The sequence below is a fragment of the Bartonella sp. DGB2 genome (genome assembly GCF_046843095.1).
In the GTDB taxonomy this organism is placed as follows: domain Bacteria; phylum Pseudomonadota; class Alphaproteobacteria; order Rhizobiales; family Rhizobiaceae; genus Bartonella.
In genome coordinates this window covers 1,236,883-1,249,771 of sequence record NZ_CP177325.1, presented here as the reverse complement: position 1 = coordinate 1,249,771, position 12,889 = coordinate 1,236,883, and the positions used below count along the sequence as shown (strand labels likewise).

The following is a 12,889-nucleotide window of genomic DNA, read 5'->3' as shown; positions in this document are numbered from 1 at the left end:
GCCTAATAAAGCGCCAAAACAGGCCTCCCTTTAGCGTGTTAGCCGCTTATAAGTTACCCGTTTAGGGTTAACGGAATCAGGCCCCAAGCGCCGCACCTTATCGGCTTCATAGGCTTCAAAATTGCCTTCAAACCATTCGACATGGCTATCACCCTCAAAAGCCAAGATATGGGTAGCTAAACGATCAAGAAACATTCGATCGTGCGAAATAACAACCGCGCAACCAGCAAAACTTTCAAGAGCATCTTCTAAGGCTGCCAAGGTTTCAGTATCAAGATCATTCGTAGGCTCATCCAAGAGTAACACATTACCGCCTTCTTTGAGCAATTTAGCCAAATGCACACGGTTGCGCTGTCCACCTGAAAGATTGCCTACCTTTTGTTGTTGATCGCCGCCTTTAAAATTAAAAGCTCCGCAATAAGCGCGGCTATTCATCTCAAATTTGCCAAGCTTGATAATATCATTACCCTCGGAAATTTCTTCCCAGACAGTCTTGCTACCATCCAAAGCATCGCGGCTTTGATCAACATAGCTTAAAGATACAGTTTCCCCTATCCTAACCATTCCAGAATCGGGTTGTTCCTGCCCCGTCAACATCTTAAACAAAGTGGATTTACCAGCACCGTTAGGTCCAATAACTCCAACAATCCCCCCTGCGGGTAGTTTAAAAGAAAGATCATCAATGAGTAAACGATCGCCATAAGCTTTAGAAAGGTTTTCTACCTCAATCACAACTTGGCCTAAGCGTTCACCCACTGGGATAATAATTTGCGCTTCGCCGGGGCGCCGATCTTCTGCAGCTTTGACCAACTCATCATAGGCTTTGATCCTCGCCTTTGATTTTGCCTGGCGTGCCTTGGGGCTAGAAACCATCCATTCTTGCTCACGACTCAAAGCCTTTTGACGCGCGGCCTCTTCGCGGCCTTCTTGGATCATCCGCTTAGCCTTAGCTTCAAGATAAGACGTATAATTACCCTCATAAGGGATGCCATGTCCGCGGTCGAGCTCTAAGATCCAACCAGTCACATTATCCAAAAAATAGCGATCATGAGTTATAATCATCACCGCGCCTTGATATTCACGAAGGTGTTTTTCAAGCCAAGCTGTGGTTTCGGCGTCCAAATGGTTGGTCGGTTCATCTAGCAATAAGAGGTCAGGTTTCGCAAGCAACAAGCGACATAAAGCTACACGACGTTTTTCTCCCCCAGAAAGTTTTGCAACATCAGAATCGGGGGGTGGACAACGCAAAGCCTCCATCGCCATTTCAACCTGAGACTCAAGATCCCACAAATTCTGACTATCGATTATATCCTGAAGTCGTGCACCTTCTTCGGCCGTTTCATCAGAATAGTTCATCATCAACGCGTTATAGCGATCCAAGATTGCTTGTTTCTCGGCAACGCCTTCCATTACATTGCCGCGTACATCTTTACTTTCATCCAAGACAGGCTCTTGCGGTAAATATCCACAGCGCGCCCCATCAGCAAGCCACGCTTCACCAGTGAATTCCTTATCAAGCCCCGCCATAATCCGCAAAACAGTTGATTTACCAGCCCCATTAGGCCCCAAAATTCCAATTTTAGCATCTGGGTAAAAAGAAAGGTGGATATTTTCTAGAATTTTCTTATGACCATAAGTTTTGTTTAACCCAGCCATGTGATAAATAAATTGACGCGCCATTCATGCCTCTAATCTGTCTTTCACCAACCCTTTTCTCTCATCTCTAGTAATGGGCTGCGTGTTGTGCTTCTACCGCTTCTAAACCATCCCGTTGTCCACGGCAATATAGGAAAAGATTCCTTGCCCCATAACCCCACCCCTAAATTAACCCTTGCCTACCCAATTGAAACTCATGGATTGAATGCTATCCGTTTAAATCAAACCACCCCCTTTATGGCACTTATAAACGCCCCCCCCTCTCCTATTACTCGTGTCCAAACCTATCACTTACCATTTGCCGAAGACCCAGAAGGACTCATTCTTTATGCGCCTTCCTTTCTCGGTGTATGGGCTTTAGAACAAGCAGCAAAGGGTGGGAGAACTTTTTCAACCTCACAAAGGGAAAATACGAATTTTGCCGGCTTAATTCTTGAAAGCAAAATTTTATGTTCAAAATTTATGCGTAACATTTATCTCTTGCGATTAAAAAATGAACGCCGACGATTGGGGTCCGATGTACCGAGTCCCCTTATCACACGCCATTTACGCCGCCATGTAAGTGTAGCTGATCATTTCTTCTTGCCCATCGGTGCCTGGATAAATTTGCTTATACGTTTTTCTGCTAACCTCGAAAGCTTGCAACAAAAAAAAATCCCCTTATTATGGCTTAATCAAGCCAAAGATGCTGCTTCTATACAAGACTTTTTTGCTCATTTTTAAAAAGCACCTGCTAATGCCAAGAGACCAACATGCCTGATAAAGCCCTGATCGTTGTGGATGTACAAAATGATTTTATGCCTAATGGCTCCTTGGGAGTCCCCCAAGGGGATACAATTATTGATCCTATCAATGCTCTAATCACCCGCTATAACCACGTAATCCTGACCCAAGATTGGCATCCCCCAAGGCATTCAAGCTTTGCAAGCACCCACAAAGTACATGCACCTTATGATGTAGTGCCCTTTATCTATGGGCCACAAACCCTTTGGCCTGACCATTGTATTCAAGGCAGCTTTGGCGCCGACTTTGCCAAAGGTCTTATAACAAGCAAGGCCGAGCTCATTCTTCGCAAAGGCTACAACCGCCATATTGATAGTTATTCGGCGTTTTTTGAAAATGACCACAAAACGCCCACAGGGCTTAGCTCCTATTTAAAGGAACGCGGTATAAAAGAAATCCTATTGTGTGGCCTTGCTACCGATTTTTGTGTAGGTTATTCTGCCCTTGATGCTATCAAAAACGGATTCGGTGTCAGTGTAGCCTTAGACGCGTGTGCGGGTCTTGATCTTAATGGCTCTCTTAATCATATGTTAAAAAGCATGAATGAGGCGGGCGTTAAACTTTTTATGATTAGCTAACTTTCAGCTTCGTGAGTAGAATCTTGAGCGGCGTGACGACGATTATAGACGATAGAGGCATAAAGCGCCGCCAAAATAAAACCCGCCCCAATAAACCCTGTGATGACTTCAGAAATATGCCAAAGGGTCTGCATAAACATAATTATGGCTAAAAGAAAAATAGCGTAAAATGCCCCATGCTCTAAATAACGATATTGAGCAAGAGTACCTTTTTCAACCAACATAATTGTCATAGCGCGGACATATAATGCCCCAATTCCCAAGCCAATGGCGATAACAAATAAATTTGTAGATAAAGCAAAAGCCCCTACTACCCCATCAAAAGAAAAGCTGGCGTCTAAGATTTCAAGATACAGAAAAGCACCAGCTCCACCTTTATACGCCGCTGTAAGCGAAGATTGGCTTGCATCCAGCACCTTACCTAAAAACTCAACCAATAAAAAGACTAGAAGCCCATAAATCGCCGCACTCAAAAATTGATAACTGTGCGACGCATCAACAAGGCTTGCAAAAACAAGGATAATAGCCAAAGCAAATGCTGTCTCTACCCCTTTGAGCACAGCAAGTTTTTGCATGGGTTTTTCTAAGAAGCCAATCCAATGGATAGTTTTTTCAGCATCAAAAAAATATTTCATCGCTACCATCAAAAGAAAAGCCCCCCCAAAAGCGACAATTCCTAGATGAGATTTAATCATAAATTCAGCGTAAATGTGGGGTGCAGTAACCGCCAACCGCAACGCCTTCCAAGGGCTGATCCAAGCTGCAAAAGCTACCACAATAAGCGGAAAAATGATCCGCATACCAAACACAGCAATCACTATGCCCCACGTCAAAAAGCGCTTGCGCCATTTTTTGTCCATATCACTTAGGATACGCGCATTCACGATCGCGTTATCAAAAGAAAGTGATATTTCCAAAACACCCAAAATACAGCAAATGAACAAATATTTCCATAAACCAGTGACACCACCCGTTTCCACAAAACCAAGCCATCCTCCTAGGACTAGCCCCAATAATGTCCATAGAAAGGCCCAACCAAAATACCGAAATATAGCCAAATTAAGCCCACCTTTTGCGTCTTCAGAAAATTTTCATCCACTAAGGATTATAAACCATTAACACTTCTTTTGTGCCCCGTTATATAAAAACATCTAGGCCCCATACAACGAAAATATAGCGATAGCATACCATCCATAATATGATAAAAACCACCGCTCCCTTTTGCTTATCGGTAAGCTTGACCATACCAAGCAAAAAAGAGACTAGCCTGCGCCATAAATGCGATGAAACAAACGCTTAAGGCTGCTTCCTCAAAGCTGACTAATCTACGTCATATAATAGGCAATAAATACTAAGAGAGCCTCAAAAACTTGATATCAGTCTAGCTAAGGTTTCCTCAGCGACAAAGATTTGCTTTCGCTCTCATATGCCTTATATTGAAGCCATGCGTTGATATTATGCGCCATTGCCATGGCGCTTCCACTTGTTTCTCAAACAAGCAACGCTTTAAAACATCCCTATTAACTCCAATTGAGGATATTATCATGGCTTTTGAATTACCTCCACTCCCTTATGATTACGATGCGCTCGCGCCTTATATGTCGCGCGAAACCTTAGAGTTTCACCACGACAAACATCATCAAACCTATGTAAATAACGGTAATAGCCTTTTGAAGGGCTCTGACCTTGAAGATGAGAACCTTGAAACAATTATCTTAAAAAGCCACGGCACAAACCAAGGACTCTTTAACAATGCTGCTCAACATTTTAACCACGCTGAATTTTGGAAAAGTATGAAAAAGGACGGTGGTGGTAAAAAAATACCAGAAAAACTTGCCAAAGCTATTGATTCGGATCTTGGTGGTTATGATAAATTCCGCGAAAACTTCCTTAACGCTGCTACCACACAATTTGGCTCAGGCTGGGCGTGGCTTTCCCTTAAAGAGGGTAAACTGGAAGTAAGCAAAACAAGCAATGGTGAAAACCCGCTAGTCCAAGGCGCTAAGCCGCTCCTATGTGTCGATGTGTGGGAACATTCCTATTACATTGATTACCGCAATGCGCGGCCGAAATATCTTGAAGCTTTTGTCGATCATCTTCTTAATTGGGATTATGCCCTTGAAAGGTACGAAGAGGCTCTATAGCGAATATAGCCGTAAGATCTCTATTAAAACGCGCTTTATCAGCGCGTTTTTTCATGCGATTCTTATGCATCTAACAATAAAGTGGTAGTATTAGTTAAACACGGGCGTCCAGCCAAATAGCCTGCAATACCCGCAGCAGAACCAAAGCCTAAAAACACAAACCCACAAGCAGCAAAACTACCAGTCCAATCATGGACAACGCCCACCAAAAGCGGCCCAAAGGCGGCCAAGCAATAACCCACTGTCTGAGCCATTCCTGAAAGATGTGCTGAAGTCGGAGCATCGCGCGATCGCAAAACAATCATCATCATGGCTGCCGCAATCAATCCACCTTGACCTAAGCCCTGAATTACGACCCAGACCCATAATGTATCAAGAGGAGCAAATAAAAAACCGAAAAGTCCCCCCACCGCCAAGGCACACAAAATGAAATTAAGACCACTTTGTTGCGCCCTCCGCCCCGCCAAAAGCGGCGTAATCATGCAAGATCCTGCTTGAATGAAAATTGAAATAGAAATCAACATGCCCGAGACTGAATCGTCCACGCCCCTTTCACGTAAAATAGGGACCAACCAGCCAAACACACAATAAGCCAACGATGATTGCATTCCCATAAAAAAGGTAACTTGCCAAGCAAGCGGATCTTTCCACAAGCCACGAACACGGTATTTATGGCCTCTTATCGTGTGGTGTTGACTTTTTAATTGCGGCACCCATAAGGCCAAAACCGCTACCACTGGCAAAGCCCAAAAAGCCAGAGCTAAATGCCAAGAATCCCCCAATATAGCCTGCAATGGCGCTGTCAGCCCCATAGCCAAAGCCGCCCCACCGCACAATGCCATGGTATAAAAGCTTGTCATCACACCCATATGATGAGGAAAATCACGCTTGACCAGATTGGGCAGTAAAACATTGCTCAACGCAATTGCTGCACCAGAGGCTATTGTTCCCCCATAAAGCCAAGGAAGAGAACCGCTAGCGCGCACTAATAGACCTACAGCCAAAAGAGCCAATGCGCCCGCAAGAACTTTTTCTACCCCAAAACGCTGGCCAAAATAAGGAGCCAAAGGTGCAAAACAACCCAAACATAAAACCGGAACCGTTGTTAAAAGACCCGCTTGGGTTGCGCTCAAACCCAAATCTTGCGAAATAGCTGGTAATAAAACAGAAAAACTAGAAAAAACAGGGCGCAAATTAAAAGCAATCAACGTGAGGCTAAAACCTAATACAAAAGAAGATAGACCTTGGCGTTTCATTAATACTCTACAATATAATTTACAGTTAAAATCAATACGACATAGAAAACGCCGTAGCCATCGCATATAATAATAATTTATACATTCTCTCTTTCATTTTTCCTTCCTTAACATGCTAGGCTTTGAAACACTGTTAACCGCCCTTTAATTACTCGTTCTCATTGCCCCTGCAATAAACCTTTTTCACATTCTATAGCAAAAAGAACAGGTATACGAGAGCTTCCCCATAAAAAGCTTGATTAAAAAGATGTTATCTTCATCAAACCTTTGTGAAACTCTCTTAAAGTCGCACACCAAAAAACTGTAAAGATTGCAATAAAAGTTGAAAAGGAAAGCAATGCCAAAAACAACGACAAAACATGAGTGAATTTTGGCTGGGGTACCTGGATTCGAACCAGGGAATGTCGGTACCAAAAACCGATGCCTTACCGCTTGGCTATACCCCAAAAGCAACAGTGCTCTTGGTTGCGCTTATAGCCATTCAAAAAGGGTTAGGCAATATCTGAATAGAAAAAATTCAAAAAAAATCTCTCCGCTCAGAGTCTTCACTTGCTCACTCATTGCCCTAGTACATAGAAAATCTTCAAGCAGAAGATTTAGGGTGCTGAACAATAAGCACAGCTAATTCCTCAACATTTAAGGGATGCGTAAAAACCATGCTTTGAACAAATTCACAGCCTTGTTCGCGTAAAAAAATCGCCTCTTCCTCATTTTCAACACCTTCAGCAACCACCTTAAGCTCCAATTCATGGGCCATAGCTATGATAGAGCGTAAGATAACCTTTTCCTTAATAGTTTTGACCGAAAGGATAGAACGATCAAGCTTGATCATATCAAATGAGTGTTGCAAAAGATACGCAAGGGAGGAATAGCCCGTACCAAAATTATCAAGCACAAGGCCTAGCCCCATGCTTTTGATCTGCTCAAGCAAATGCGTAGAGCGCGCAGGGTTTTCTAGTAATACCGCCTCTGACATCTCCACCATCAATTGGCCTTTATGAATAGGGTTACGCGTTAAAATCGAACGCAGTCCGCTAATCAAATCAGGGTGAACCATTTCAGAGCTTGGAATATTCACAGAAATAAAAAACGATTGTTTTGCAAATCTGCTAGTTAAATCAGCCAAATCATTAACCACACGATCCATCACGAATTGCGCAAGCGGCATAGCCGCTCCTTCGCTTTCTGCCGCATTAATAAAATCATGCATATTGACCACACCGCGGTGCGGATGATGCCATTCCACTATAGACTCAAACCCAACAATCCGCCCATCAACTAGATTGAGAACTGGATGATACAGTACTTTAATCTCATCCCGCTGAATGGCTGAAAGAATATCTACCGACCAATTATCACTTTTATGTCCCAACTGCCGTAAATTAGGTCGAAAAGGCTGAATCTTGTTGCCACCGTCGCGCCTAGCGTAAATCATTGCAAGTTCCGCATCGTTCAACATGTCTTCAGCGCTCGTATAGGTTTCTGACCACGTAACAAGCCCAACAGAGGCAGAAAGGTCAATTTCACGCTGCGGTAAATTAATTGGCGCACAAGCGATTTTATGCAAATGTTCAACAAATTGCGCAATTGAAACAGCATCACTCTTGCTTAATAGAATAAGAGCAAACCTATCGGCAGAAAGCCGCGATAATGTATCTGGAATCTTAATGAGCCTACCTATCCTTCGCGCAATGGTAAGCAAAAATATATCACCCACCGTCATTCCCAATTCGCGGTTAATCTCACCAAATCCATCAAAGTCAATAATTAAGACTGTAGGACGAATTTGTTCATTACTGCGCGCAAGGTTGATAAAAATCTTAAGCCTATCCAGAAACAGCTGCTGATTAGGGAGGTCTGTAAGATTATCATAAATAGAATCGTGCAATAAACGCTCTTGCGCCTTTTTATGTTCGGTAATGTTACTAAGAATGCCAACAATACGAATGATTTCACCATCAATCCCTACTACAGGGCGCGCCTTAAGGGTAAACCAATGATAATGTCCATCACCAGAGCGTAAACGAAAAGTCTGGTCAATACGCCCTTTGCGGCTTTCTAAAACCATATCAAACAAGGTATAAAAACGATCTTGATCATCAATATGCAAAAGTGCGCGCCAATCGCGGATCTTGCCATAGAGCTTAGCAGCAGCCGAACCAAGATATATGCTAAGGTCGGGATTTACCGATACACGGTTGCGCCGCACATCCCAATCCCATACCACATCGCCCGCCCCCATAATTGCAAAAGCTTGACGTTCAAGATCAGAAAATAAGCCTTCTTGTATAGAACCGCTAGGAAACGCCTTTTGCATAACGGTAAAGCTGATCAGCAAGACTATCAATACCAAACCACCAGCTAAAGCAGGTTGAATAATATCATTATCAAGTTGCCCAGTAATACAAATGTAAGCGCAAAAAATCCAAAGAATTAACAATAGCCAAGTCGGAACCAACATAACAGCCCGATCATAGCCGTGTAGACTGAAATATCCGATAAGAATAACGCCAAGACCCACAGTGATCCCAAAGGAAAGGCGGGCGATTCCCGCCGCATCTACAGGGTCAAAAATCGCAAAAGCTGCAAGAAACAAAAGTGCGATTGCAACTATAATCGCCCCATAATTAAAGCGATAGTGCCAACGATTAAGGTTGAGATAAATAAAAAGAAAAATAAATAGGCTTGCTGCCAAAGCCACCTCAGTCAACGCACGCCAAATGGGCTCAATCGTAGGGGCAATAACGAATAGCTTATTAAAAAAATTAAAATCAATGCCGATATAAGCCAAAGCTGCCCAAGCAATAGCGGCGGTGGCTGGGAAAAGGCTGGTACCGCGTATAATAAATAATACAGTAACCAAAAGCGCCAAAAGGCCGGCTATTCCCAATAAAATCCCATGATATAGCGTATAGGAATTAAGCGTATCTTTATAGGCTTCTGGCGCCCAAAGATAAAGCTGTGGCAATTTATCAGAACCTAATTCTAATACAAAAGTAATCACAGAGCCAGGATTCAAGGTAACACGAAATACATCAGAATTCATGCTTGCCTGCTTATCCAAGGCAAAACCTTCACTCGGAGTGATTGACACAATCCTTACAGATCCAAGATCTGGATGCAACAAACCAGAACCCGCCATGCGATAATGGGGAGCGACAATCAAACGATCTATCTGCTCATCTGTAGGGTTGGCTAGGGTAAAAACGCCCCAATTGCCGCTATAATCGCTACTATTAGCCTGCACTTCAATGCGCCGAACAATCCCATCGGGTCCTGGAGCCGCGCTCGTTTGGAAAATAGGTTTATCAGTGTGGAAGATCTCTACTGCTTTAGATAGATCAAGGGCCGTATCTTGCGTAGAAATTTTTATCGGCTCTACAGCATAAGCCCCCGCGTCTGCTATAAAAGCTACAAAAAAAAACGCCGTAGCACCTGCCCGTAAACAAGCGAGTAAAAAAAACAGATTTTGATAAAAACTAAAGCAAAACTCAACCAGCCTTTGTTGTGTCAACAGTTTTTCTATAAGCATCCTTCCTTGATGCCCTTTGCCGTATTTCCTCATATAGTTCCCCATTGACACAGCCAGATAGACTCAAGCAAAACTGCGGCCACGCACCATCTCGCTTTCATGATGACCGACCATAACCTATTTGCCCCCCCGATACGATAAGTTTTATACCCCCGTGCCAATAATTATCCCCGGCTTATTAAAGCCGGCGCCCTTAAAGACCATACCCTTAATGAGAGAGAAGGCCTTTCAAATGCCCATAATCCATCAAAGAATCAATAGGCCCAAGCGCGGCAAGAGTAGGCGCGCTTTCAAAGAAAAGTCGCGTTGCGAGATCGTGAAGATGCGCTGGTGTAATCAACGCCAATCGCTCCATTGATTCGCTTGTCGGAATGGGGCGGCCATAGAGCAAAACTTGCCGAGCAATCATGTGAGCACGGCTGACAGGGCTTTCTTGTGCCATCATCAAACTACTACGATATTGAGCACGGGCGCGATCAACCTCTACTTCAGTGATCGTTTCACAAGCTTTATGCAACTCATCTATGATTACAGGCAAAAGAGACTCAAGCCCTTCGCGCCCTGTAGCGGCATGGATAGCAAAAAGGCCCGTATCAGAAAAGCCCCAATGACTTGCATAGATTGAATAACACAGCCCCCGCTTCTCACGTATTTCTTGAAAAAGCCGCGAAGACATCCCACCGCCCAAAACCATCGCCAAAAGTTGTGTGGCATAAAAATCGGGCATATGAAACGCTCGCCCTTCAAAGCCCAAAACAATCTGCGCATCCAAGAGTTCACGACTCTCACGAAAATCTCCACCAATATAACGGCCTTGTTCAGCATCAGAGGCGCTAGCGTCAGCTTGAAATTTGCCTAACCGGCTTTCTATTTCATGACGAAAATGCTGATGCTCCACAGCACCGGCTGCTACAATAACCATCCGATCACCGCTATATTGCTCCCCCATAAAACGGCGCAAATCCTTTGCTTGAAAACCGCGCACGGTTTCAGGAGTCCCCAAAATGGGCCGCCCTAAAGCTTGCTGATAAAAAGCACGTGCGCTGAAGTGATCAAATATTATATCATCAGGTGTATCGTGGGCAGCGCCTATCTCCTGCAAAACCACATGTTTTTCGCGCTCTAGCTCTTCTTCATCAAATTGCGATGCTACCAAAATATCCGCCAAAATATCTACCGCGAGCGGCATATCTTCTTTTAGAACCCGAGCAAAATAAGCAGTATTTTCTACGCTCGTCGCCGCGTTGATTTCGCCGCCTACGTCTTCAATATCCGTAGCAATTTTAAAAGCACTCCGATTCTCTGTCCCCTTAAAAGCCATATGTTCCAACAAATGAGCAACACCGTGCTGATCCACCCCCTCATGCCGTGAGCCCGCCTTGATCCATATGCCAAGTGCTACGCTTTCCATGTTTTTCATATTATTCGTGACAACACTTATCCCATTTGCCAACTGGCTAACTTCAATACTCATACATACTCCTAATAAGATAATTTATAGGCATAGCTTGCATCCAAGCGCCCTATCCTTTTTGATTCGTTTCAAGGCAAACTTTTGCCATGATAAAATTTTTTAATGCTTTTTCATCATTAGCAAGGATTGTATATTTTTCTTCATGTTGAAAGAGGCCTTCAAAACCAGGTGGCAGATCAGGGTACAGCCCCGTAGCTGATTGAACCGCCTCAGGAAACTTTGCGGGATGAGCCGTAGAAAGGATAACCATCGGCACATCTTCCTCTTGCTGCGCGCGCGCCACCTTAACGGCTACCGCGGTATGAGGGTCGGCAAGGTAACCACTTTCTTTATACAAAATGCGCGTCAGGTGTGCTGTCTCTTCCATAGTGCTACGACCAGCCGCAAACAAGCCACGAATAGTAGAAAGCTGCTCAGCACCTAAACAAAAACAACCATTCGTCTGAAGCTCTAGCATCTTCTCACAGACAAAAGCCCAATCGCGGCCACTTGCTTCAAATAAAAGCCGTTCAAAATTGGATGAAAGCTGGATATCCATAGAAGGGGAAGTAGTGTAAACCATAGCACGCGTCTCATAAATACCACTTTCTAAGGTGCGAGCCAGAATATCATTATCATTGGTAGCAATAACCAAGCGGGCGATGGGTAGACCCATTTTAGACGCTACAAAACCTGCAAAAATATCACCAAAATTGCCTGTAGGAACGGTGAAGGAAACAGCCCGATCAGGGGCACCCAAGCTCAAAGCCGCAGAAACATAATAGACAATCTGAGCCATAATTCGCGCCCAATTGATAGAATTAACACCAGAAATAGCCATGTGATCGCGAAAAGAATGATCATTAAACAATGCCTTTACCAAAGCTTGGCAATCGTCAAAATTACCTTCAATCGCCAAAGCATGAACATTGGTGCTGTGGTTACTTGTCATTTGTCTTTGTTGAACTTTTGACACGCGCCCTTTCGGGAAGAGAATAAAAATATCAGCACAAGATCGCCCAGCAAAGGCTTCAATCGCGGCGCCGCCTGTATCCCCCGATGTAGCGCCGATGATGGTAGCACGTCGCGCTTCCTTCTGCAGAATATAATCCATTAATCGAGATAAAAACTGCATGGCCACATCTTTAAAAGCCAAAGTAGGGCCATGAAATAACTCAAGAATAAATTCATTATGTCTCGTCTGTACCAGCGGGCAGGTAGCAGGGTGTCTAAAAGTTTGATAGGCTTCATCAATAATCTTATAAAACGCATCTTGCTCAATATCACCTTCCGCAAAAGGCCATAGGATGGTTTTTGCAATATCCGCGTAAGAGCGGCCGCGTAAAGCACGCAACTGTGCAGGCGTGAAAGAAGGAAAAAATTCAGGCAAATAAAGCCCGCCATCACGAGCAAGGCCTGTCATCACGGTTTGAGAAAAAGTAAGGGCGGGCGCGGCCCCGCGGGTGCTGATATATTTCATGTGCCTA

The 12,889-nt window shown here is 44.0% G+C and carries 9 protein-coding genes and 1 tRNA gene; 3 read left to right on the top strand and 7 right to left on the bottom strand.

The annotated features are described in order from the left end of the window. Positions 1-30 precede the first annotated feature (30 nt). Positions 31-1,680: an energy-dependent translational throttle protein EttA gene (gene ettA / locus ACK28X_RS06745; RefSeq protein WP_412057642.1), complete on the bottom strand. Its 1,650-nt coding sequence runs from the start codon at positions 1,678-1,680 to the stop codon at positions 31-33. A 120-nt stretch (positions 1,681-1,800) separates the two neighbouring features. Here ettA and ACK28X_RS06740 point away from each other — a divergent pair, with 120 nt between their 5' ends. Further along, complete coding sequence (locus tag ACK28X_RS06740; protein ID WP_412057641.1) at positions 1,801-2,379, top strand: hypothetical protein; 579 nt, start codon at positions 1,801-1,803, stop codon at positions 2,377-2,379. Between the two features lie 29 nt (positions 2,380-2,408). After that, positions 2,409-3,017 carry a bifunctional nicotinamidase/pyrazinamidase gene (pncA, locus tag ACK28X_RS06735; RefSeq protein ID WP_412057640.1) on the top strand — a complete coding sequence of 203 codons (609 nt, stop codon included), beginning with the start codon at positions 2,409-2,411 and terminating at the stop codon, positions 3,015-3,017. On the opposite strand, the gene ACK28X_RS06730 is transcribed toward pncA, so the two are convergent. Continuing rightward, the gene (locus ACK28X_RS06730; RefSeq protein ID WP_412057639.1) at positions 3,014-4,075 is read right to left on the bottom strand and encodes a DUF475 domain-containing protein; all 1,062 of its coding nucleotides are present in this window, start codon (positions 4,073-4,075) and stop codon (positions 3,014-3,016) included. The two genes, pncA and ACK28X_RS06730, sit on opposite strands and share 4 nt — an antisense overlap. 486 nt (positions 4,076-4,561) lie before the next feature. Here ACK28X_RS06730 and ACK28X_RS06725 point away from each other — a divergent pair, with 486 nt between their 5' ends. Then, on the top strand, positions 4,562-5,161 hold the full coding sequence (locus ACK28X_RS06725) for a superoxide dismutase (protein WP_412057638.1): 600 nt from the start codon (positions 4,562-4,564) through the stop codon (positions 5,159-5,161). Between the two features lie 62 nt (positions 5,162-5,223). Here the strand turns inward: ACK28X_RS06725 and ACK28X_RS06720 are convergent, their stop codons facing one another. From ACK28X_RS06720 to thrC, 5 genes are all read right to left on the bottom strand, one after another. Next, positions 5,224-6,417, bottom strand: coding sequence for a CynX/NimT family MFS transporter (locus ACK28X_RS06720; protein WP_412057637.1), 1,194 nt, complete (start codon positions 6,415-6,417; stop codon positions 5,224-5,226). 371 nt (positions 6,418-6,788) lie between these two features. Beyond that, positions 6,789-6,863, bottom strand: a tRNA-Gln gene (locus tag ACK28X_RS06715). A gap of 137 nt (positions 6,864-7,000) precedes the next feature. Continuing rightward, complete coding sequence (locus ACK28X_RS06710) at positions 7,001-9,823, bottom strand: EAL domain-containing protein (protein WP_412058311.1); 2,823 nt, start codon at positions 9,821-9,823, stop codon at positions 7,001-7,003. A gap of 334 nt (positions 9,824-10,157) precedes the next feature. Beyond that, a complete protein-coding gene (locus ACK28X_RS06705; RefSeq protein WP_412057636.1) occupies positions 10,158-11,423 on the bottom strand; it encodes a M16 family metallopeptidase in 1,266 nt (421 codons plus the stop codon). A 49-nt stretch (positions 11,424-11,472) separates the two neighbouring features. Continuing rightward, positions 11,473-12,882, bottom strand: a complete 1,410-nt coding sequence (thrC, locus tag ACK28X_RS06700) for a threonine synthase (protein WP_412057635.1) — start codon at positions 12,880-12,882, stop codon at positions 11,473-11,475. Between the last annotated feature and the right edge of the window lie 7 nt (positions 12,883-12,889).

Bases quoted from the DNA above. Each gene is read 5' to 3' on its own strand.
- ettA (WP_412057642.1), bottom strand. From the start codon at position 1,680: ATGGCGCGTCAATTTATTTATCACATGGCTGGGTTAAACAAAACTTAT.
- pncA (WP_412057640.1), top strand. From the start codon at position 2,409: ATGCCTGATAAAGCCCTGATCGTTGTGGATGTACAAAATGATTTTATG.
- ACK28X_RS06725 (WP_412057638.1), top strand. From the start codon at position 4,562: ATGGCTTTTGAATTACCTCCACTCCCTTATGATTACGATGCGCTCGCG.
- ACK28X_RS06720 (WP_412057637.1), bottom strand. From the start codon at position 6,417: ATGAAACGCCAAGGTCTATCTTCTTTTGTATTAGGTTTTAGCCTCACG.
- ACK28X_RS06705 (WP_412057636.1), bottom strand. From the start codon at position 11,423: ATGAGTATTGAAGTTAGCCAGTTGGCAAATGGGATAAGTGTTGTCACG.
- thrC (WP_412057635.1), bottom strand. From the start codon at position 12,882: ATGAAATATATCAGCACCCGCGGGGCCGCGCCCGCCCTTACTTTTTCT.